Source organism: Streptomyces sp. NRRL B-3229, from assembly GCF_000719505.1.
Classification (GTDB): domain Bacteria; phylum Actinomycetota; class Actinomycetes; order Streptomycetales; family Streptomycetaceae; genus Streptomyces; species Streptomyces griseorubiginosus.
On record NZ_JOGP01000010.1, the window covers coordinates 230,627 to 251,739 of the forward strand.

Sequence of the window (21,113 nt, forward strand, 5' to 3'; positions counted from 1 at the left end):
GGCCGCGCTCCGGTTCCGACCGGGGCGCGGCTCGTTCGTGGGACCGGGTTTCCATCTCGGCGGGGTCAGGGTCCCGTTGCGGCGAGGCCGGGGGCGCGTCCCGGCGAGGCTCCGCTCCCCTTCCGACGGGGTCGCGCCGCCGCCGCGAACCCCGCCCCGACCACATCGCCACCCCGACAAGGCCCCGCCCCCGAGTACTTCGCCGCCCCGCCCCCACCCCCGCAGGGCCACGTTCTAGGACACACCCGTACAGCTGTACTCAGTCCTCGCGAGGGCCCGTTCCGATCGCTCGGGAGTGGTCCTCGTACGTCGTTAAGGTGAACCCCATGAGCGCACCCCACCGCCTCGACCGCGGCCACACCGACGACCTCATGTCCTTCCTGGCGGCGAGCCCCACGCCGTACCACGCCGTGGCGAACGCCGCCGAGCGGCTGGAGAAGGCAGGTTTCCGCCAGGTCTCGGAGACGGACGCCTGGGAGGGGTCGAGCGGCGGCAAGTACGTGCTGCGCGGCGGCGCGATCATCGCCTGGTACGTCCCCGAGGGCGCGGCGCCCCACACGCCGTACCGCATCGTCGGCGCCCACACCGACTCCCCGAACCTGCGGGTCAAGCCGCTGCCGGACAGCGGGGCGCACGGCTGGCGCCAGGTCGCCGTCGAGATCTACGGCGGCCCCCTGATGAACTCCTGGCTCGACCGCGACCTGGGGCTGGCCGGCCGGCTGACCCTGCGGGACGGCTCGACGCGGCTGGTGAACGTGGACCGCCCGCTGCTGCGGGTGCCGCAGCTCGCCATCCACCTGGACCGCGCGGTGTCCTCGGACGGCCTCAAGCTCGACAAGCAGCGGCACCTCCAGCCCATCTGGGGACTCGGCGACGATGTGCGCGACGGTGACCTGATCGCGTTCCTGGAGGAGGAACTGGGGCTCGGTGCGGGCGAGGTGACCGGCTGGGACCTGATGACGCACTCCGTGGAGGCACCGGCCTACCTGGGCCGGGACAACGAGCTGGTGGCAGGCCCCCGGATGGACAACCTGCTGTCCGTGCACGCGGGCGTGGCCGCCCTGGCCGCGGTGTCCTCCGGTGAACTGCCGTACATCCCGGTCCTCGCCGCCTTCGACCACGAGGAGAACGGCTCGCAGTCGGACACCGGCGCGGACGGGCCGCTGCTCGGCGGGGTCCTCGAGCGCTCGGTGTTCGCGCGCGGCGGATCGTACGAGGACCGGGCGCGGGCCTTCGCGGGGACGGTCTGTCTGTCCTCCGACACCGGGCACGCGGTGCACCCCAACTACGCCGAGCGGCACGACCCGACGCACCACCCGCGGGTCAACGGCGGTCCGATCCTCAAGGTCAACGTCAACAACCGCTACGCCACGGACGGTTCGGGCCGGGCGGTGTGGGCCGCGGCCTGCGAGAAGGCGGGGGTGCCGTTCCAGTCCTTCGTCTCCAACAACTCCATGCCCTGCGGCACCACGATCGGCCCGATCACCGCGGCCCGGCACGGCATCAAGACAGTCGACATCGGCGTGGCGATCCTCTCGATGCACAGCGTCAGGGAGCTGTGCGGCGCGGACGACCCGCACCTGCTGGCCAACGCCCTAGTGGCGTTCCTCGAAGGGTAGTTCGGACTCCCCGACGGGTATTCGCCGAAAGTGGGGGTACCCGGGGTTCCGGACCGGAACGACCGGACCGGACAGGGAGGCGACACTCATGGGCCTCGGCGGATGCATCATCCTCATCGCCGTGGGAGCAATCCTCACGTTCGCCACCGACTGGCACATGCAGGGGGTCAACCTCGATCTGGTCGGTGTGATCCTCATGATCGTGGGGCTGATCGGCGTGACGACGTTCAGCAGCATCGCCCGGCGGCGGCGCGTGGTGGTTCCCCCCACCACGCAGACCGTCGTCGAGGAGCCGCACGGACGCCGCGACGGCTACTCCGACGGATACGGCGTGTAAGACAGGCATGTAAGACAGGACAACGCAGGACGCACAGGGCGACGACAGACAACCGTGAGCAATCCGTAATCACGGTTGTCTTGTCCGCTTGTGTGGAAATAGTGAATGCTGAGGCTCTGTAGAGCCCGGGGGGTTGGCAGTAGCCGGGCGTGGCCCATCAGCACACCCGGGGGCTCCCCGTGCATCACCCTGCGACGACGCTCGCGGCCCCCGCCGCGAGCCCCCCCGCGCCCCCGTCGGCACGCCGCCCGGCGTGCGCACGCCGCCCCCGAGGAACTCGACGGCCCGCTGCGCCTGGTGGTGCTGATACCGGCCCACAACGAACAGGACCGCATCGCCGACGCGATCCAGGGCCTGTGGCAGCAGACCCGCCGCCCCGACCTGATCGTCGTGGTCGCCGACAACTGCACCGACGCCACCGCCGAGATCGCCGTCGCGCACGGCGCACAGGTCTTCGCCACCCAGGGCAACACCCACAAGAAGGCCGGCGCCCTCAACCAGGCCATCGCCTGGGTACTGCCCCATCTCGAGGACCGCGACCTGCTGTTGGTGCAGGACGCCGACACCGTCCTCAACCCCTGGTTCAGCGAGACGGCCATCCGCACCTTCAACCGCAAGGTCGGCGCCGTCGGCGGGGTCTTCTACGGCGAGGAGGGCGGCGGCCTCCTCGGACTGCTCCAGCGCATGGAGTTCCACCGCTACGCCTGGGAACTGGAACGCACCGGCGGCAAGGCCCAGGTGCTCACCGGCACCGGCACCATGTTCCGCGCCCGCGTCCTGCGCGAGGTGCGCGCCGCCCGCCGCGGCGGGGTACTCGGCGGCGGCAACGCCTACTACAGCCTCGCCTCGCTCACCGAGGACGACGAGATGACCAAGGCGGTCAAGACCCTCGGCTACCGGGCCATGTCCCCGGCCGGCTGCGAGGTCACCACCGAGGTCATGCCCACCCTGGGCAAGCTCTGGCACCAGCGGCTGCGGTGGCAGCGCGGAGCCCTGGAGAACCTGCGCGACTACGGCTGGACACGTGTCACCGCCCGTTACTTCATGCAGCAGTTCCTGATGGGCTTCGGCGCGCTGTCCTTCCTCGTCTACCTCACCTACATGGTCACGTACACCACGCTGTACGGCTGGCCCGGCTTCTCGCCCTTCTGGACCGCGATCGGGCTGATCTTCCTGGTCGAGAAGACGGTCTCGGTACGGCGGGCGGGGCCCCGCGCGGTGCTGGTCGCGGCGCTGATGATCCCCGAGATGCTCTACGACCTGTTCCAGCACGCCGTCTACTTCACCTCGCTGTGGGGGCTGTTGCGCCGCAGCGAGGAGAAGTGGGTCGCAACATAACCCTCTAGGAGAGACACGATGTACGGACGAGTGATCGGCGCCGGCACGACCGGGGCCGGAGGCGCCACGCTGGCCGCGACCGGGATGTGGCTGAACAGCATGGCGATGCTGGTGGCCGCCACGACGCTGGTCGCGGCGGGCGTCGCGCTGTTCAAGCTGGCCCCGCGCCGGCGGTAGCCGGGTACCGCGCCGGCGGTGCTCGCGGCGCGGGTGCGGGGGAGATGCGTCCCCCGCACCCGCGCCGTCGTTCAACGCCCCCGACGAAGCCGCCGGAACCGGCAGGCCTGCCGTCACCCCAGCGCCTGACCCGTCGTCACCTCCACATGCGACGGGATTTCGTCGTGACGGTCGCCGACCGTGGAGGTGCCCTGACGGTGGCAGACCTCTGCGGACCGCGCGGCCGACTCCCCCGCCACCCTGCACCGGCGCTTCCAGTGCCAGCCGGGGAGGGTGCCGCTCGCCCGGCTGACGGCGATGGAGGTCCCCCACGCCCTCAAGGAAGTCGGGGAGGGTGGCGCTCGCCTGCCGGCTCATCGAACGCGGGAAGGAGCGGCTCGACCTGGTGGCCGCCAGTGCGGTCTCGGCACGGCGGCCAACCTCCGGGCGCGCGTGCGCCGCGAGACGGGACTCAGCCCGTCGGCCTACCGGCGGCGTTTCGGGCCGGGCAGCGGGGAAGCGGTAAGGACATGAGATTTCTCGTGCGCGACCGGCTCCTCGGCTTCGGTGAGGACTACTGGATCGAGGACGACCACGGAAACAAAGTGTTCCTGGTCGACGGCAAGGCCATGCGGCTGCGGGACACCTTCGAGCTGAAGGACACCCAGGGGCGGGTCCTGATCGACATCCGCCAGAAGATGTTCGCCCTGCGCGACACCATGCTGATCGAGCGGGACGGCGAGCCGCTGGCCACGATCCGCCGCAAGCGGCTGTCGCTGCTGCGCAACCACTACCGGGTGGCGCTCGCCGACGGCCGCACCGAACTCGACGTCAGCGGCAAGATCCTCGACCGGGAGTTCGCCGTCGAGTACGACGGTGAGCTGCTCGCGGTGGTCTCGCGGCGGTGGCTGCACGTCCGCGAGACCTACGGCGTCGACATCGTCCGGGAGGACGCGGACCCGGCGCTGCTCATCGCGGTGGCGGTGTGCGTGATCCACCTCGCGGAGAAGGAGCGGGAGGACGACTGAACCCCGGCCCCAGCGTCTGTCGGCGCCCCGGGATCAGAGCACCCGGTCCTTCAGGGCCGGGAACTGCTCCCGGGTCGCGGCCACCTTGCCGGGGTCGAACTCCACGGTGAGGACCTCCTCGTCGGCGCCCGCCTCGGCCAGCACCTCGCCCCACGGATCCACCACGATCGAGTGACCGGCCTGCGGAACTCCCGCGTGCGTCCCGGCCGTTCCACAGGCGAGCACGAACGCCTGGTTCTCGACCGCCCGCGCCTGGGCCAGCAGCGTCCAGTGCGCCCGGCGGCGCTCCGGCCAGCCCGCCGGGATCACCAGGGTCTCGGCGCCCGCGTCGACGAGACCGCGGAAGAGTTCGGGGAAACGGAGGTCGTAGCAGGTGGCCACACCGACGGTCGTGCCGGGCAGCCGGACCGTCACCAGGTCCTCGCCCCGGCCCATCAGCACGGCCTCGCCCTTGTCGAAGCCGAAGCGGTGGATCTTGCGGTAGCCGGCGGCCAGTTCACCGGAGGGGGAGAAGACGAGGGAGGTGTTGTAGAGGGTGCCGTCGGGGTCCCGCTCGGGGATCGAGCCCGCGTGCAGCCACACGCCCGTGTCGCTCGCCGCCTTCGCCATCGACTCGTACGTCGGCCCTTCCAGCGGCTCGGCCGCGTGCCCGAACTCCTCGAAGGCGAACGCCCCCGTGGTCCACAGCTCCGGCAGCACGACGAGATCGGCACCGGCCTGGTCCCGCACGAGCGCGGCCACCCGCCCGCGACGGGATTCGACCGATTCGTGCTCATCCACGGCGATCTGGATCAGAGAGGCGCGCACACTACCACCGTCCTGGCATTCGAGCCGTCCCTTACGGGCCTACGATCGTCACACGAAAGCACTGCCGGGGTGCCTCACAGCAGCGTAACTTAGCGTTCCAAGACACCCGCCGACAGCCACCGCCTCCACTGGCAACGACGCCATCACCAGCCCGTGCTCCGACCGCCGAGGGGTCCCGTTCCGTGAGTCTGCATCCCACCCTCCAGCCCTACGCCGACGCCTGGACCCATTCCATCGAAGCGATATCCGAGCTGGTGACCCCGCTGGTGGAGGGCGAGTGGAACCGCCGTACCCCCTGCCCGGGCTGGTCCGTCAGGGACGTGGTGTCTCATGTGATCGGCCTGGACTGCGAGATGCTCGGCGACCCGCGCCCCATCCACACCCTCCCGCGCGACCTGTACCACGTCACCAACGACATCCAGCGGTACATGGAGATGCAGGTCGACGTCCGCCGCCACCACACCGCGCCGGAGATGACCTCCGAGCTGGAGTACGTCGTCATCCGCCGCAACCGACAGCTGCGGAACGAGTCCCGCGACCCCGGCACCAAGGTGCGCGGACCGCTGGGAACCGAACTGACGCTCGCGGAGTCCATGCGCCGGCACGCCTTCGACGTCTGGGTGCACGAACAGGACCTGCGCACCGCCCTCGGCCGGCCCGGCAACCTCGACTCCCCCGGCGCCCATGTCGCCCGTGACGTCCTCCTCGACGCGCTGCCCGACGTGGTGGCCGTCAAGGCCGACGCCCCCCGCAGCTCGGCGATCGTCTTCGACATCCACGGTCCCGTCGAGTTCCTGCGGACCATCCGCGTCGACATCCAGGGCCGCGGCACCCTGGAGACCGCCCCCGCCCTCGGCCCGGCCGCCACCCTCACTCTCGACTGGGAGACCTACGTCCGCCTGGCCTGCGGCCGCGTGACCCCGGAGGCGGTGGCGGACCGGGTGAAGGCGGAGGGCGACCCGGAACTGACGGGGGCGATCCTGCGGAACTTCACGGTCACGCAGTAGCGGACAGGCCTGGGTCCGCTCACCGGCCCGGGCCGATATTCGATGTCGTGGGGCGAGCCCGGTCGTTAGCGTGCGGCCATGGACGACACACGGCACGACACGGCGACCGACGGCCCGCCCCGGCTCACCCGGCTGACCTTCCACGGCCCGCTCTCCGAGCCCCGGGCGGACTCTCTCGTACGGCGCCTCGCGCTCGCGGAGCCGACGAGCGTGCTGGATCTCGGCTGCGGCTGGGGCGAGTTGACGCTGCGGTTGCTCGCGGCCGTGCCCGGCGCCACGGGAACCGGGGTGGACGTCAACGCGCAGGACCTGGACCGCGGGCGGGCCGCCGCCGAGGCGCGGGGACTCGCGGGCCGGATGGCGTTCGTGGAGGAGTCCGCCGTGGGGTCCTCGCGAGGGCCCGCCGACCTGGTCCTGTGCGTCGGTTCGAGTCACGCCCTCACTGCTGAGGAGCCGCCGCACCATCTGCCCGCGGCCCTGCGGGAACTGCGCCGGCTGGTCCGTGACGGCGGCCGTGTGCTGCTCGGTGAGACCTTCTGGCAGCGCACGCCCACGTCGGCCGAGCTGTCCGGCATGTGGCCGGGTGCCTCCGTGGACGATCAGCCCGCGCTCGCGTCCCTCGTCGACCTCGCCGTGGCGGCCGGGTTCCGGCCCGAGTGGACGGAGACGGCGAGCCTGGACGAGTGGGAGGAGTTCGAGTCCGGCTACCAGGCGGACGCCGAGGTGTGGCTCGCAGATCACGGTGACCATCCGCTGGCGGCGGCGACCCGCGAGCGCCTCGACCGGCACCGCGCCCAGTGGTCGGCCTACCGGGGCCTGCTGGGACTGGCGTACCTCACGCTCGTCCCCGTGCGCTGACCCGCTCAGGCGGGTACGTGCACCGTCTCCACGCGGCTCGCCACCAGCCGTTCGCGTTCCCGTCGCGCCGCCCGCCCGCGCAGCCGCAGGATCTGGGTGACGCCGAGGGCCTGGAGGACGAAGACGGAGGAGAAGGCGACGCTGTAGTTCTCGCCGGTCGCGTCCAGCAGCACCCCCACGGCGAGCAGGGTGGTCATCGACGCGAGGAAGCCGCCCATGTTCGTGATGCCGGACGCGGTGCCCTGCCGTTCCGGCGGGTTCGCCGGGCGCGCGAAGTCGAAGCCGAGCATCGAGGCCGGTCCGCAGGAACCGAGCACCACGCACAGCACGATCAGCAGCCACATCGGCGCGCGCTCGCCGGGGTAGGCCAGCGTGGCCGCCCACAGCAGCGCCGTCACGCCCACCGTGCCGAGCGCGAGCGGCAGCCGCGCCTCGTGGTGCCGGGCGACGACCTGGCCGTAGACGAGACCGACGACCATGTTGGACAGCACGACGAGGGTGAGCAGTTCACCCGCCGTCGCCCGGGACAGCCCCTGTGCCTCGACGAGGAACGGCAGGCCCCACAGCAGCAGGAACACCATCGCCGGGAACTGGGTCGTGAAGTGCACCCACAGGCCGAGCCGGGTGCCGGGCTCGCGCCAGGACGCGGCGATCTGACGCCGTACGTAGGCCGCCCCGCGGTGCGGGAAGGGCTCCGGCTCCTGGCCCTCGGGATGGTCCTTGAGGAAGAGCAGCAGCAGGACGAGCACGACGACTCCGGCGAGCGCGCTGCCCGCGAACGCGGCCGTCCAGCCGACCCCGTGCAGCAGCCGCGCCAGGACCAGCGTGGAGACCAGGTTGCCCGCCATGCCCGCGAGGCCGGCGAGCTGGGCGACCAGGGGCCCGCGCCGCGCCGGGAACCAGCGGGTGCCCAGCCGCAGCACGCTGATGAAGGTCATCGCGTCGCCACAGCCGAGCAGGGCGCGCGAGGCGAGCGCGGTGCCGTACGACGGGGAGAACGCGAAGCCGAGCTGTCCCGCGGTGAACAGCACCACGCCCAGGGTGAGCACCTTCTTGGTGCCGAGCCGGTCCACGAGCAGGCCCACGGGTATCTGCATGCCCGCGTAGACGAGGAGTTGGAGGATCGAGAAGGTCGACAGGGCCGAGGCGTTCACATGGAAGCGGTCGGCCGCGTCGAGGCCGGCGACCCCGAGGGACGTACGGAAGATGACCGCGACGAAGTACACGGAGACGCCGATGCCCCAGACGGCCATCGCGCGCCTGCCGCCCGGAGGATCGCCCGGAAGAACCGCGGGGCGGCTCATCGCACCTCCCCCCGCGCCAGGTGGGAGAACCACTCGACGTGCCCGTGGATCAGGCCCGTGACCGCCTCCGTGTCGCCGGAGCGCAGGGCCCGCAGGATCTGCTCGTGCTCGGCGAGGGTCTTGGTGATGCGGTCCGGGTGGGCGTGCATGACGGCGACCCCCATCCTGAGCTGACGGTCGCGGAGCTGGTCGTAGAGCCGGTTGAGGATCTCGTTGCCGCCGCTGCGGACGATCTCGGCGTGGAAACAGCGGTCGGTGACGGCCGCGCCGGCCAGGTCCCCGGCGGCGGCCTGCGCCTTCTGCTGGGCGAGCAGTTCCTCCAGCCGGGCGATGAGCTGCGGGGAGGCCGGAACGGCCTTGCGGACGGCGTGCGTCTCGACCAGCTGGCGGGTCTCGACGACGTCCGCGATCTCCTGCGCGGAGACGGGCAGGACCAGCGCTCCCTTTTTCGGGTAAAGCTTGATCAGCCCTTCGACCTCGAGCCGCAGCAGCGCTTCTCGCACGGGAGTACGAGAAACCCCGACGGCCTCGGCGAGCTCGCCCTCGGTGAGCAGACTCCCACCCTCGTAACGGCGGTCCAGCACACCTTGCTTGACGTGGGTGTAGACGCGGTCGGCGGCGGGAGGCTGTTTCACTGCCAAGCTCATGCCTACAGCTTAGATACAACACGTACGCATGGAATATCCGTCCACGATGCGGACCTGTGTACCAACGGTGTCACAGAAGACACCCCTGACCGCTTCACCCCACAACCATTCGTGCTAGATACGTGTCTCATGCGTGCGGCCCCCTTTCTTCCCCTCCAACTCGGCCGCACCTCAGGGGCATTCAACACAATCGGGGTATTCCAGTTGATTACCGCCATCACCGGCACCAAGGGCAGCCGTCTCCGCCGCGCCGCCGCGGTCAGCGTCACCGCCGGCGCCATGCTCGCCACCGGCGCCCTGGCCGCAGTGCCGGCGCAGGCCGCCACCGCGCCCTCGATCGTGGCCAAGGGCGGCTACGTCATGAACAACTCGACCGCGAAGACGCTGTACACCAAGGCGGCCGACACCAAGCGTTCCACGGGGTCCACGACCAAGATCATGACCGCGAAGGTCGTGCTCGCGCAGTCGAACCTGAACCTGGACAAGAAGGTCACGATCCAGAAGGCGTACAGCGACTACGTCGTCGCGAACAACGCCTCGCAGGCCCACCTCATCGTCGGCGACAAGGTGACCGTCCGTCAGCTGCTGTACGGGCTGATGCTGCCGTCGGGCTGCGACGCCGCGTACGCGCTCGCCGACACCTACGGCTCCGGCTCGACTCGTGCCGCGCGCGTGAAGTCGTTCATCGGCAAGATGAACAAGGCCGCCACGGACCTCGGCCTGCGCAACACCAAGTTCGACTCGTTCGACGGCATCGGCAACGGCAACAACTACTCGACGCCGCGCGACCTGACGAAGATCGCCAGCAGCGCGATGAAGAACTCCACGTTCCGCACGATCGTGAAGACGAAGAAGTACACCGCGAAGACGATCACCAAGACGGGCTCCACCCGCACGATGGCCGCCTGGACCAACACCAACGGCCTGCTCAGCAGCTACAGCGGCACCATCGGCGTGAAGACCGGCTCCGGCCCCGAGGCCAAGTACTGCCTCGTCTTCGCCGCCACCCGCAACGGCAAGACCATCATCGGCACGGTCCTCGCCTCCACCTCGATCGCCCAGCGCGAGGCGGACGCGAAGAAGCTCCTCAACTACGGCTTCGCAACGGCCGGCTGACACCCACAGCTGACGAGGGGGCCCGCCACGGGATATACGGCGGGCCCCTTCGCCTTGTCTTCACGCAAGCGAAATCAGGGGTTTTTACCTCGCATTGGTGAACATCAATACGTAAATTGGCATATTCGCATTCCTTCGCCCTAGGTTCCGCTGCGGAGGTGGTTCACGTGAACGAACCCAGCAAGCGGCCCGAGGCGGGCAAGAAGCAGGACGCGATCGACGTCGGCGACTTCGTCTACGCGGCGACCGGACACCGGATCCGGAGGCTGACCATGCCGGACGGGAACCATTGGTTTCCGGCGGTGGATGTGTGCAGGCAACTGGGGCATACGAACTCTCGGCAGGCTCTCGCCGACCATGTGCCTGACGAGCATCGAGAGATTCTTGAGACCGTAACTGGAGCTTACGGTCTCAGCGTTCCCGCAGGTAGAGAGTGGCGGCGAGACCTGAACGTCATCTCTCTCCAGGGGCTGATCCTGCTCGTCAACGCCTGTACCAAGCCGGAGTGCGCCCCCTTCAAACAGTGGGCAGCCGAAGTGATCGAGACCGTCCAGCGAGAGGGCTCCTACACCCTCGAAGAAGCCGAGGTGCAGCCTTCCGAGCCGGGAGCCCCCATCGCCTACGCGATGCCGGAACAGGTCGCCGAGGCCATCGTCCGGCTCGAGGAACGCAATCTCCAGGCGGACGAACAACTCGCAGTCGCCCAACACAAGTCGATCGCGCTGCAAGAGGCGATCGTGGAGTCACAGCGAGAAATGCTCGAGACGCAGCGGGCCACTCTCGCCGCCCAGCAGGCCATCGCCCTGGCCATGGAGCGCATCGCGGACCGGCTCGACGCCCTTGCTCTCGAACAGCCTTCACACACCCCGGACTTGTCCGCACCGCCGACCACCGAATCCGTCCTGGCCGACTGGCGGCGGCGGTTGTCCGTGACCGAGGACGTCTGGACCGTGGCCGTCGTCATCGCGCCGGTGCTCGTGGAGGAGGGTGAGCTGCGGCAGCCGCTCGAAGCTATCGCCGCCCGAACCGGATTGTCCGTGCATCGCGTCAACGAATGCCTGCGGCTCCTGCGCAAGCACGCCTGCATTCGCTCTCAGGGAGCTACGGAGGCCGGCGCTCCGGTGTACGTGCTCAACCGGTCGTGAGCCACCCTGCGGAGAAATGGATGAAGGGGCGGTCGCAATCCGAAGTTGCGGCCGTCCCTTCACCCTTGAACAACCTGACCCACTCAGGACAGGTCACGCCCAGGTAATCAGTTTCTTCGGTTGTTCCAGGATTGCTGCCACGTCGGCCAGGACCTTGGAGCCCAACTCGCCGTCTACCAGGCGGTGGTCGAAGCTCAAGGCCAGTGTGGTGACCTGGCGGGGCTTGACCTTGCCCTTGTGGACCCACGGCTGGAGTTTGATCGAGCCGACGGCGAGGATCGCGGACTCGCCGGGCGGCAGGATCGGCGTGCCGGTGTCGACGCCGAAGACGCCGACGTTGGTGATGGTGACGGTGCCGCCCTGCATCGCGGCCGGAGAGGTCCTGCCCTCCTTGGCCGTGGCCACCAGCTCGCCCAGCGACTCCGCCAGCTGCGGCAGCGTCTTGGCGTGGGCGTCCTTGATGTTCGGGACGATCAGGCCGCGCGGAGTGGCCGCGGCGATGCCCAGGTTGACGTAGTGCTTGACCACGATCTCCTGGTTCGCCTCGTCCCAGGAGGCGTTGATGTCCGGGTGGCGCTTGATCGCGACCAGCAGGGCCTTCGCGATCAGCAGCAGCGGGTTGACCCTGAGGCCCTGGAGGTCCTTGTCCTGCTTGAGTTCCTCGACAAGCTTGAGGGTCCGGGTGACGTCCACCGTCACGAACTCGGTGACGTGCGGGGCGGTGAACGCGGAACCGACCATCGCCGCGGCCGTCGCCTTGCGCACGCCCTTGACCGGGACACGGGTCTCACGGGCCGCGTCGTAGGAGGCGGCGGGCGCCGCAGGGACCACCTGAGCCGGGGCCTGCGTCACCGGCGCGGGCGCGGGCACCTCCGTCGGCGTGACCGCCGCGTGCACGTCCTCACGCGTGATGATGCCGTCCGGGCCGGACGGGATCACCGTGGCGAGGTCGACGCCCAGGTCCTTGGCCAGCTTGCGCACCGGCGGTTTGGCCAGCGGACGGGACTGCCCGGCAGCCGGGGCGGTGGGCGCCGGAGCGTGGCCGTTCAGCTCGGTCTGGACCGCCACGACCGCCGGGGCCTGCTGGAAGGGGACCTCGGGGCCCTTGCGGGGGCGGCGCTTGGTGGAGGAGGTGGCCACGCCGTAACCGACCAGGACCGGTTGACGGCCCGAACCCGCCGGCTTGGGCTCCTTCTCCGCCGGAGCGGCCTCGGCAGCCGCGGGCTCCGCGACCACAGGCTCCGCGACCACGGGCTCCGCGGCCGTGGGTGCCCCACCCGCCACGTCGACCGCGATGATCGCCGTGCCCACGTCCACCGTGGTGCCCGCGGGGAAGCGCAGTTCGCGCACCACCCCGTCGTAGGGGATGGGCAGTTCGACGGCCGCCTTGGCCGTCTCCACCTCGCACACCACCTGACCGTCGGTCACGGTGTCGCCGGGCTTGACGTACCAGGTCAGGATCTCGGCCTCGGTCAGGCCCTCGCCCACGTCGGGCATCTTGAACTCGCGTACGGACGCATCCGTCATCGTCGTCACGACCCTCTCCTCAGTACGCCAGAGCGCGGTCGACGGCGTCCAGCACCCGGTCCAGGCCGGGCAGGTACTCCTCCTCCAGCCGCGCCGGCGGATACGGGGCGTGGTAACCGCCCACCCGCAGCACCGGCGCCTCCAGGTGGTAGAAGCAGCGCTCGGTGATCCGGGCCGCGATCTCCGCGCCCGAGCCGAAGAACACCGGTGCCTCGTGCACCACCACCAGACGGCGGGTCTTCTCCACCGACGCCTGGATCGAGTCGAAGTCCAGCGGCGAGACCGACCTGAGGTCCACGACCTCCAGCGACCTGCCCTCCTCGGCGGCCGCGTCGGCCACCTCCTGGCACAGCTTCACCATCGGGCCGTAGGCGACCAGCGTCAGATCGGTGCCCTCGCGCACGACCTGCGCCTTGTGCAGGGGCCCGGGGATGGCCTCGGTGTTGACCTCGCCCTTGTCCCAGTACCGCCGCTTGGGTTCGAAGAAGATCACCGGGTCGTCGCTCTGGATGGCCTGCTGCATCATCCAGTAGGCGTCCGAGGCGTTGGACGGCGAGACCACCTTCAGGCCCGCCACATGCGCGAACAGCGCCTCGGGCGACTCCGAGTGGTGCTCGACCGCGCCGATGCCGCCGCCGTAGGGGATGCGGACGACGACCGGCATCTTGACCTTGCCCAGCGAGCGCGCGTGCATCTTGGCCAGCTGGGTGACGATCTGGTCGTAGGCCGGGAAGACGAAGCCGTCGAACTGGATCTCCACCACCGGGCGGTAGCCGCGCAGGGCCAGGCCGATCGCGGTGCCGACGATGCCCGACTCGGCGAGCGGGGTGTCGATGACCCGGTCCTCACCGAAGTCCTTCTGAAGCCCGTCGGTCACCCGGAACACACCGCCGAGCTTGCCGACGTCCTCGCCCATGACGAGGACCTTCGGGTCGGTGTCCAGGGCACGCCGCAGCGATTCGTTGATCGCCTTGGCCAGAGCCATCTTTTCCGCTGCCATGATCAGGCCCCTTCCCCATCCGCGAACGACGCCTGGTAGGCGGCGAACGCGGCCCGCTCCTCGTCGACGAGCGCATGCCCGTCCGCGTACGCGTGCTCGAAGATCGCGAAACGGTCCGGATCCGGCATCGCCCGCACCACCTCACGCACTCGCCTGCCCAACGCCTCGGACTCGGTCTCCAGTTCCGCGAAGAATCCCTCGTCCGCGTGGTTTGAGGACTCCAGGTACCGGCGCAGGCGCAGGATGGGGTCCTTCGCCTCCCAGGCCTCGCGCTCCTCGTCGGCCCGGTACTTGCTGGGGTCGTCGGAGGTGGTGTGGGCGCCCATGCGGTAGGTGTACGCCTCGACGAGCGTCGGCCCCTCACCCGCGCGGGCCCGCTCCAGGGCCCACTTGGTGACGGCCAGGGAGGCGAGGACGTCGTTGCCGTCGACCCGGACGCCCGGGAAGCCGAAGCCCTGCGCGCGCTGGTAGAGCGGGACGCGGGTCTGCTTCTCGGTCGGCTCGGAGATGGCCCACTGGTTGTTCTGGCAGAAGAACACGACCGGGGCGTTGTAGACCGCGGAGAAGGTGAACGATTCCGCCACGTCGCCCTGGCTGGAGGCGCCGTCGCCGAAGTACGCGATCACGGCGCTGTCCGCGCCGTCCTTGGCAACGCCCATCGCGTAGCCGGTGGCGTGCAGCGTCTGGGAGCCGATGACGATCGTGTAGAGGTGGAAGTTGTTGCTGTTGGGGTCCCAACCGCCGTTGTTCACACCCCGGAACATGCCGAGCAGGTTGGTCGGGTCGACCCCGCGGCACCAGGCGACGCCGTGCTCGCGGTAGGTGGGGAAGACGTAGTCGTCGTCGCGCAGCGCGCGGCCGGAGCCGATCTGGGCGGCCTCCTGGCCGAGCAGCGAGGCCCACAGGCCCAGCTCGCCCTGGCGCTGGAGGGAGGTGGCCTCGGCGTCGAAGCGACGGGTGAGCACCATGTCGCGATAGAGGCCGCGGAGCTCTTCGGGGGTGATGTCGGCGACGTACTTGTCGTACGCGACGTTCTTGACGCGCTTGCCCTCGGGCGTCAGCAGCTGAACCAGTTCGGGCTTGGTGCTCGGGGACTTCCTCGTCCCGGCGCTGCGTCGCGGCTTGCGCGCGGCAGTGCTCTCCACGGTCACGTGTGCTCCTCCGTCGGTCCGGCCCCCGGGGTTGCCGGGTGTACCAGTGCGGCTCACCTGTTCCCGACTCCCGTGCCACGGGGTGGGTGCCACTCGGCCGGAACAGGCGTGACAGGTGCCCCGGCGAGCGCCCTGCAAGAATCACGTTACCCAGTGCTCCACATTTCTGTGAAACCCCCTTTGACCTGCGATTTTGCTTGGATTTCCAAGTAAATCGGGAAAGGGCCGAAGGGGCGCTGGTCACAGCCTTGCAGGAGGCCGGAGCAACGGCACGTTATCCCGTCTACCCAGGTCACCGGAAGACTTTCCGTGTCCGACTTCCGGAGTGCGCGAAGGGGTGTAAATCGGGGAATTCCATCAGGACGGCCGCACGCGGCCTGGAGCGTCACTTCCTGTGCCCACCCTGAACGAATATGACTGTGTGTGACAACGCCCAGCTCAGCGCGGTGTCCCGTGCCCTAGCATCTGGCGCGTGCCGCGCTCTTCTGTACCACCCCCGGTGTCTCACGCGCCCCCGCTGGGCGCTCTCCTCCGCCGGTACTCCGCCGGATCCGCCCTCACCTGCGACCCCGTCGACCAGGGGCTGCTGAACCGCGGCTACCGGTTGTGCACGACTCGCGGCCGCTACTTCCTCAAGCACCACTTCGACCCCGAGACCGCCGCCCCGGAGGCCATCGCCCGCCAGCACCGGGCCACCCAGCGCCTGGCCGACCTCGGCGTCCCGGTGGCCCCGCCGCTGCCCGCCCACGACGGCCGCACGGTCGCGGTCGTCGGCGGCCACGCCTACGCCCTGCACCCCTGGATCGACGGCCGCCACCGCCACGGCGCCCAGCTCACCCCCGTCCAGTGCGGGCGCCTGGGGGCGCTGCTGGGGGTGGTGCACGCGAGCCTGGAGCGCGTGATGCCGACCGGCCGCGCCGCACCGGCCCACCGCGCCGCCCCTGCCTCCTCCCTCGCCGCCGACCCCGAGGTGACCTTCACCGTCATCGACGACCTCCTCGCGCGCGTACGCCGGCACCGGCCCGCCGACTCCTTCGACGAGCTGGCCCGGCACCGGCTGCTGGAGCGGCGGACCCTGCTGGAACAGCATGTGGGGCGGCGGCCTCCGCACGGCGGCCCCGTGGGGTGGGTGCACGGGGACTTCCACCCCTTCAACCTGCTCTACCGGGGCGACGCGCCCGCCGCGATCGTCGACTGGGACCGGCTCGGTGTGAAGCCCCGCGCCGAGGAGGCCGTACGCGCCGCCGCGATCTTCTTCGTACGGCCGGCGGGAGCCCTCGACCTGCCGAAGGTACGGGCGTACGCGCGCGCGTACCGGCGCACGGCGGGAGCCACGCCCTCGGAACTCGCGGCGGCCGTGCACCGGGTGTGGTGGGAGCGCCTCAACGACTTCTGGATGCTGCGCTGGCACTACGAGCGCGGGGACACCCGCGCGGACCCCCAGTTCCCGGCGGCCTCCGCGCTGGTCGTGTGGTGGACGCGGGAGTACGACGCGGTGTACGACGCGTTCGCCGGCTGAGGTCGGCGTCGTAAGGCTTACGGCTTACGGCTTACGGCCCGTCAACGGCACGCGCGCGTGGGTCCGTTCATGGACCCACGCGCGCGTGGAGGACTTCAGCGGATCAGGAGTCGCCGCCTCCGTCGCCGCCCCCGCCGCCCACGAGACCGCCGCCGCCCGTCGGATCACCCGTCACCGTGGGACCGGCCGTCGCCGTCTCCGTCGGCTCCGCCGTCTCCGTGGGCTCCGTCGCCGTCGCCGTCGGCTCGGTGGGCGTGGGAGACGGGGAGTAGGAGCGCGTGTACGACGGGGTGTAGGAGGGCGTGTAGTTGGAGCCGCCCGAGCCGCTGTCGTCCGTGGACGTGTCGGTCGAGTCGTCCGTCTGCGTCTCGCTGGGCGTCTCGCTGGCCGACTGGTCGTCGGTGGACTTCGAGGTGGTCGCCGTCGGACTGGTCTCGGTGCCGCCGCTGCCCTTGCCGCCGCCGTTGAGCGCCAGCGCGACACCCGCCGCGACCGCGATCACCGCGAGGACGGCCAGTATCCACAGCTTGCCGCGGCCGCTGCCCCGGTTGCCGTGGCCCTCGAAGCCGCCGTCGTCCCCGCCGCCGTAGCCGCCCGGCAGGATCGGCTGCGGGATCTGGGTGGTGCCGGAGGCGGCGCCGGGGTGCGGCAGCACGCTGGTGCTCGCGAAGCCCGCGGGGGGCGTGCCGCGACCGTCGTGCGCCGTCACGGGGCCGGTGTTCCAGGTGCCGGTGTGGCCGCCCTGGTCGTACAGCATCTGGAGGCCGTACTGGACGAGCCCGCGCATCTCCTCGGCCGTCTGGAAACGGTCGTCCGGCTCCTTGGCGAGCGAGCGCATGACCAGGCCGTCGAGCTCCGGTGGGACCGACTGGGAGACCTGGGAGGGGGGCGTCGGGATGTCCTGGACGTGCTGGTAGACGACGGACAGCGGGGTCTCGCCGGTGAAGGGGGGCCTGAGGGCGAGGAGTTCGTAGAGGAGACAGCCCGTCGCGTACAGGTCAGAGCGGTGGTCGACGGCCTTGCCGAGGGCCTGCTCGGGGGAGAGGTACTGCGGGGTGCCCATGACCATGCCGGTCTGCGTCATCGTGGTGGACGCGCCGTGCAGGGCGCGGGCGATGCCGAAGTCCATCACCTTGACCGCGCCGTTGTGCGTGATGATCACGTTCGCCGGCTTGATGTCGCGGTGCACGATGCCGTGCTGGTGCGAGTAGGCGAGCGCCTCCAGGACCCCGGAGACGATGATCAGGGCCTGCTCGGGCCCGGGCGCCTCGGCGTTGAGCAGCAGGTCGCGGATCGTCCGTCCCTCGACGATCTCCATGACGATGTACGGCACGGACTGGCCGCCCACGTAGTCCTCGCCGGAGTCGTACACGGCGACGATCGCGTGGTGGTTGAGGCCTGCCACGGACTGGGCCTCGCGCGTGAAGCGGGCCTTGGAGGTCGGGTCCTCGGCGAGGTCGGCGCGGAGCAGCTTGACCGCCACGGTGCGTCCGAGCCGTACGTCCTCGGCCGCGAACACCTCGGCCATCCCGCCCCGGCCGAGTCTGCGGGTCAGCCGGTACCGGCCGTCCCCGACCAGTCCGCCGTTACCCCACAGCTCCGGCGCATCTGACATTCCGCCGCCAGTCGCCTCGGGGTCGGACGGGCCCTGAGCGCGCTGCTGCTGTGCCATCGGTCCTCGCCGTCGTTTCTGCCCGCGGTGCGCGCGGTGTTGTTACGGTCTCCGTCGGCCACGCTACAGCCTTCGCGCAAGCCGCCGGTCCGGGATGAGCCCGGGGGCCGGCCCGAGACGGACCGGTCATCAAACCTGTACTACGTCTCGGCGTGCAAATCCTGTGTACCGGTGGTGGGCCACCTGTAACGCCCGCGCGACCCATCTTTCCCGTACGGTCACGGAACGGGCACCGCGTCCGACGGGCCGACGGGCCGTGTCACGGGTCGCACGCCGTGTCCAAGGTCACGGAAGAAGAACCCGAACGAGCGCTTCCGGCGCCCGACCTGACAGGAAGGGCCCGGCAGCCGACGCTGCCGGGCCCCTGGTCGTACGACGTCTGGGGATACGGTCCGCGTCTACAGGTACGGTCCGCCCGAGCGGCCGCCCGCGCGCGGGTCACCGCCCTCCTCGTGGCCGCCGACGCCCGGCGGGAGGGCGCGGCGCATCGACTCCAGCTGGGCCCGCGCGGCCATCTGCTGGGCGAACAGGGTGGTCTGGATCCCGTGGAAGAGGCCCTCCAGCCAGCCCACCAACTGGGCCTGTGCGATGCGCAGTTCCGCGTCGCTCGGGGTCGCGTCCTCGTTGAAGGGCAGGGAGAGCCGCTCCAGCTCCTCCACGAGCTCCGGGGCCAGGCCGTCCTCCAGCTCCTTCACCGAGCTGGAGTGGATCTCCTTGAGGCGGGCCCGGCTGGCCTCGTCGAGGGGAGCCGCGCGCACCTCTTCGAGCAGCTGCTTGATCATGCTGCCGATCCGCATGACCTTCGCGGGCTGCTCGACCATCTCCGTGACCGGAACCTCGCGGGAGTCTTCGTCACCCCCGCCGCCCAGTGCCATCCCGTCCTGACCCACGACCAGGATCTGGGGGGCTTCCGGCGAACCTTCGTTCCTCGGCATCTCCATGCGGCCATTCTCTCGCACCCGTACATCTCTCCGGTGGGGTGCCCCCGGTGCGGGCTGATCCACCGTTCCGGCTGCGGATCGACACCTGCGCCTCGCCCGGAATGCCGGTCAGCGACCTGAATGTCAGTCTTGTCCCGTGACTCCCTGGCTGCACGCGACGGTACTGGCGCTCGTGGTGGGGTCGAGCACGGCCGTCCTGCCGTCCGGGGGATGGCCCGCGGGCACGATCCAGCCGTACGAAGCCGGGCCCCGGCCCCTGCTGTCCGCCGTCGGCGGGACCTCGCCGGGCGCCTTGCAGCGGCCGTCCCCGGGGCTCTCCGCGCCGACTCACGGGCCGGTTCATCGACGGGCGGCGGGCACGGCTGTGCCCGGCCCGAGCGCCGCCCCCTCACACACGGCGTCGGCTCCGCCCGCGGACCACGAGCCGAGGAACAGCCCGCACCCCTCACACCCCGCCGACTCCCCCCAGGCCCACGGCCCCCACCGCGCCTCCCCCTCGCCCTCTCTCGCACCCGCCCCGTCCGCCGCCACCCCCTCCCGGGCCGGCAGCCGGGCCGGCGAGGGGCGGGAGCGGCCCGGGCGGCGGGAGGAGCCTCCGCCGGAGGACGACGACTCCACCGACGCCACAGAGGACGGCACCGACTCCACCGGGAGCGGCACCGATGACGGTGACCTCACCGCCGTGTCGGAGCCGCCGCGCGCGACCGCCGCGGCCGCGCCGCGCGGTGCGGCACGGACCGCGGCCAAGGTGTTCATCCTGCCGCTCGGCACGGGGCTGGTGCTGATCGGTCTGGGGATCGGCCTCGCCCTGTTCGCCCTTCGGCTGCGCCGCGCTTAGGACCTGCGGTCGGTACGCGACCAGGGGACCCGCGGTCAGGGGCGTGACCAGCAGGACCTGCGGTCAGGACGTGACCATGGGGCCTGCGATCAGGACGTGACCATGGGGCCTGCGTTCAGGGCGTGACCAGCAGTACCTTGCCGATGTGGCCGCTCTCCTCGACGACCCGGTGGGCGGCGGCCGCGTCGCTCATCGGCAGTTCCCGGTCGACGACGGGACGCACGTGCCCGGCGTCCAGCAGGGGCCACACATGCTCGCGTACGGCCGCCACGATCGCCGTCTTCTCGGACGTCGGCCGGGCCCGCAGCGAGGTCGCGCTGATCGCGGCCCGCTTGTTCAGCAGCGCGGCGATGTTCAGTTCGCCCTTGATGCCGCCCTGCATGCCGATGATCGCGAGCCGTCCGTTGACGGCGAGCGCCTGGATGTTGCGGTCGAGGTACTTGGCGCCCATGTTGTCGAGGATGACGTCGGCCCCGGCACCGTCGGTCGCCTTCTTGATCTCCTCGACGAAGTCCTGCTCCCGGTAGTTGATCAGGATGTCCGCGCCGAGTTCGGCACAGCGGTCCAGCTTGGCCCGCGTGCCCGCCGTCACCGCGACCTTGGCGCCCACGGCCTTCGCGAGCTGGATCGCCATCGTGCCGATGCCGCTGGAGCCGCCGTGCACGAGGAGCGTCTCGCCGGGGCGCAGGTGGGCGACCATGAACACGTTCGACCAGACCGTGCAGACCACCTCCGGCAGCGCGGCCGCCCGCGTCACGTCGAGGCCCTTGGGCACCGGCAGCAGCTGCCCGGCCGGTACGGCGACCTTCTCGGCGTAGCCGCCGCCCCCGAGCAGGGCGCACACCTCGTCGCCGACGGCCCAGCCGGAGACCCCGGGGCCGAGTGCGGCGATGCGCCCTGAGCACTCCAGGCCGGGGTAGGGGGAGGCGCCGGGCGGCGGGTCGTAGAAGCCCTGGCGCTGGAGGATGTCGGCACGGTTGACGGCCCCGGCCACCACATCGACCAGCACCTCACCTTCGCCGGCGACAGGATCGGAAACCTCGCTCCACACCAGCGCCTCGGGCCCACCGGGTTCAGGAATCGTGATCGCATACATGTAACCG

Annotated in this window: 20 protein-coding genes and 1 pseudogene; 12 read left to right on the forward strand and 9 right to left on the reverse strand. The window is 70.6% G+C overall.

Annotated features, from left to right (window positions below; genetic code table 11):
• The first annotated feature begins 326 nt into the window (after positions 1-326).
• The 6 genes and pseudogenes from IF54_RS0118795 to IF54_RS0118820 all read left to right on the forward strand — a co-directional run bounded on the left by IF54_RS0118795 (position 327) and on the right by IF54_RS0118820 (position 4,478).
• Entirely contained in the window at positions 327-1,619 is a 1,293-nt protein-coding gene (locus IF54_RS0118795; RefSeq protein ID WP_030320081.1) for a M18 family aminopeptidase, read from the forward strand.
• 88 nt (positions 1,620-1,707) lie between these two features.
• A complete protein-coding gene (locus IF54_RS0118800) occupies positions 1,708-1,956 on the forward strand; it encodes a DUF6458 family protein (RefSeq protein ID WP_020134285.1) in 249 nt (82 codons plus the stop codon).
• A 297-nt stretch (positions 1,957-2,253) separates the two neighbouring features.
• Positions 2,254-3,294 carry a glycosyltransferase family 2 protein gene (locus IF54_RS0118805; protein ID WP_030320082.1) on the forward strand — a complete coding sequence of 347 codons (1,041 nt, stop codon included), beginning with the start codon at positions 2,254-2,256 and terminating at the stop codon, positions 3,292-3,294.
• An 18-nt stretch (positions 3,295-3,312) separates the two neighbouring features.
• On the forward strand, positions 3,313-3,471 hold the full coding sequence (locus IF54_RS43030; protein WP_162952070.1) for a hypothetical protein: 159 nt from the start codon (positions 3,313-3,315) through the stop codon (positions 3,469-3,471).
• A 182-nt stretch (positions 3,472-3,653) separates the two neighbouring features.
• Positions 3,654-3,984 (forward strand): annotated as a pseudogene (locus tag IF54_RS43425) (AraC family transcriptional regulator); the annotation flags it as partial.
• The gene (locus tag IF54_RS0118820; RefSeq protein ID WP_030320085.1) at positions 3,981-4,478 is read left to right on the forward strand and encodes an LURP-one-related/scramblase family protein; all 498 of its coding nucleotides are present in this window, start codon (positions 3,981-3,983) and stop codon (positions 4,476-4,478) included. The pseudogene IF54_RS43425 and the gene IF54_RS0118820, both read left to right, overlap by 4 nt.
• 33 nt (positions 4,479-4,511) lie before the next feature.
• On the opposite strand, the gene IF54_RS0118825 is transcribed toward IF54_RS0118820, so the two are convergent.
• A complete protein-coding gene (locus tag IF54_RS0118825) occupies positions 4,512-5,285 on the reverse strand; it encodes a carbon-nitrogen family hydrolase (protein WP_030320086.1) in 774 nt (257 codons plus the stop codon).
• A 182-nt stretch (positions 5,286-5,467) separates the two neighbouring features.
• Here IF54_RS0118825 and IF54_RS0118830 point away from each other — a divergent pair, with 182 nt between their 5' ends.
• A complete protein-coding gene (locus IF54_RS0118830) occupies positions 5,468-6,292 on the forward strand; it encodes a maleylpyruvate isomerase family mycothiol-dependent enzyme (protein WP_030320087.1) in 825 nt (274 codons plus the stop codon).
• A gap of 78 nt (positions 6,293-6,370) precedes the next feature.
• The gene (locus IF54_RS0118835; protein ID WP_030320089.1) at positions 6,371-7,150 is read left to right on the forward strand and encodes an SAM-dependent methyltransferase; all 780 of its coding nucleotides are present in this window, start codon (positions 6,371-6,373) and stop codon (positions 7,148-7,150) included.
• Positions 7,151-7,155: 5 nt separating this feature from the next.
• Here IF54_RS0118835 and IF54_RS0118840 read toward each other — a convergent pair whose 3' ends face one another.
• A complete protein-coding gene (locus IF54_RS0118840) occupies positions 7,156-8,454 on the reverse strand; it encodes an MFS transporter (protein WP_030320091.1) in 1,299 nt (432 codons plus the stop codon).
• Positions 8,451-9,101: a GntR family transcriptional regulator gene (locus IF54_RS0118845; protein WP_030320095.1), complete on the reverse strand. Its 651-nt coding sequence runs from the start codon at positions 9,099-9,101 to the stop codon at positions 8,451-8,453. The genes IF54_RS0118840 and IF54_RS0118845 overlap by 4 nt, the downstream gene beginning before the upstream one ends.
• A gap of 279 nt (positions 9,102-9,380) precedes the next feature.
• Between IF54_RS0118845 and IF54_RS0118850 the strand changes: the two genes are divergently transcribed.
• Together IF54_RS0118850 and IF54_RS0118855 are read left to right on the forward strand one after the other, a co-directional pair.
• A complete protein-coding gene (locus tag IF54_RS0118850) occupies positions 9,381-10,217 on the forward strand; it encodes a D-alanyl-D-alanine carboxypeptidase family protein (RefSeq protein WP_234021575.1) in 837 nt (278 codons plus the stop codon).
• A 167-nt stretch (positions 10,218-10,384) separates the two neighbouring features.
• Positions 10,385-11,362: a Bro-N domain-containing protein gene (locus tag IF54_RS0118855; protein WP_030320100.1), complete on the forward strand. Its 978-nt coding sequence runs from the start codon at positions 10,385-10,387 to the stop codon at positions 11,360-11,362.
• A gap of 93 nt (positions 11,363-11,455) precedes the next feature.
• Here the strand turns inward: IF54_RS0118855 and IF54_RS0118860 are convergent, their stop codons facing one another.
• From IF54_RS0118860 to pdhA, 3 genes are read right to left on the reverse strand one after another with little or no spacing between them, the layout of a single operon-like run.
• Positions 11,456-12,898: a dihydrolipoamide acetyltransferase family protein gene (locus IF54_RS0118860; protein WP_030320102.1), complete on the reverse strand. Its 1,443-nt coding sequence runs from the start codon at positions 12,896-12,898 to the stop codon at positions 11,456-11,458.
• A 10-nt stretch (positions 12,899-12,908) separates the two neighbouring features.
• Positions 12,909-13,889, reverse strand: a complete 981-nt coding sequence (locus IF54_RS0118865) for an alpha-ketoacid dehydrogenase subunit beta (protein ID WP_030320104.1) — start codon at positions 13,887-13,889, stop codon at positions 12,909-12,911.
• Positions 13,890-13,891: 2 nt separating this feature from the next.
• Entirely contained in the window at positions 13,892-15,040 is a 1,149-nt protein-coding gene (gene pdhA, locus IF54_RS0118870) for a pyruvate dehydrogenase (acetyl-transferring) E1 component subunit alpha (RefSeq protein ID WP_030320107.1), read from the reverse strand.
• Between the two features lie 499 nt (positions 15,041-15,539).
• Here pdhA and IF54_RS0118875 point away from each other — a divergent pair, with 499 nt between their 5' ends.
• Positions 15,540-16,559, forward strand: coding sequence for a phosphotransferase (locus tag IF54_RS0118875; RefSeq protein ID WP_030320109.1), 1,020 nt, complete (start codon positions 15,540-15,542; stop codon positions 16,557-16,559).
• Between the two features lie 103 nt (positions 16,560-16,662).
• On the opposite strand, the gene IF54_RS0118880 is transcribed toward IF54_RS0118875, so the two are convergent.
• Together IF54_RS0118880 and IF54_RS0118885 are read right to left on the reverse strand one after the other, a co-directional pair.
• Positions 16,663-18,231: a protein kinase domain-containing protein gene (locus IF54_RS0118880; protein WP_030320115.1), complete on the reverse strand. Its 1,569-nt coding sequence runs from the start codon at positions 18,229-18,231 to the stop codon at positions 16,663-16,665.
• Positions 18,232-18,629: 398 nt separating this feature from the next.
• Positions 18,630-19,172: a bacterial proteasome activator family protein gene (locus IF54_RS0118885; RefSeq protein WP_030320117.1), complete on the reverse strand. Its 543-nt coding sequence runs from the start codon at positions 19,170-19,172 to the stop codon at positions 18,630-18,632.
• Positions 19,173-19,308: 136 nt separating this feature from the next.
• Here IF54_RS0118885 and IF54_RS0118890 point away from each other — a divergent pair, with 136 nt between their 5' ends.
• On the forward strand, positions 19,309-20,010 hold the full coding sequence (locus tag IF54_RS0118890) for a hypothetical protein (RefSeq protein ID WP_030320118.1): 702 nt from the start codon (positions 19,309-19,311) through the stop codon (positions 20,008-20,010).
• A 115-nt stretch (positions 20,011-20,125) separates the two neighbouring features.
• On the opposite strand, the gene IF54_RS0118895 is transcribed toward IF54_RS0118890, so the two are convergent.
• On the reverse strand, positions 20,126-21,106 hold the full coding sequence (locus tag IF54_RS0118895; protein ID WP_030320120.1) for an NAD(P)H-quinone oxidoreductase: 981 nt from the start codon (positions 21,104-21,106) through the stop codon (positions 20,126-20,128).
• Positions 21,107-21,113: the final 7 nt, after the last annotated feature.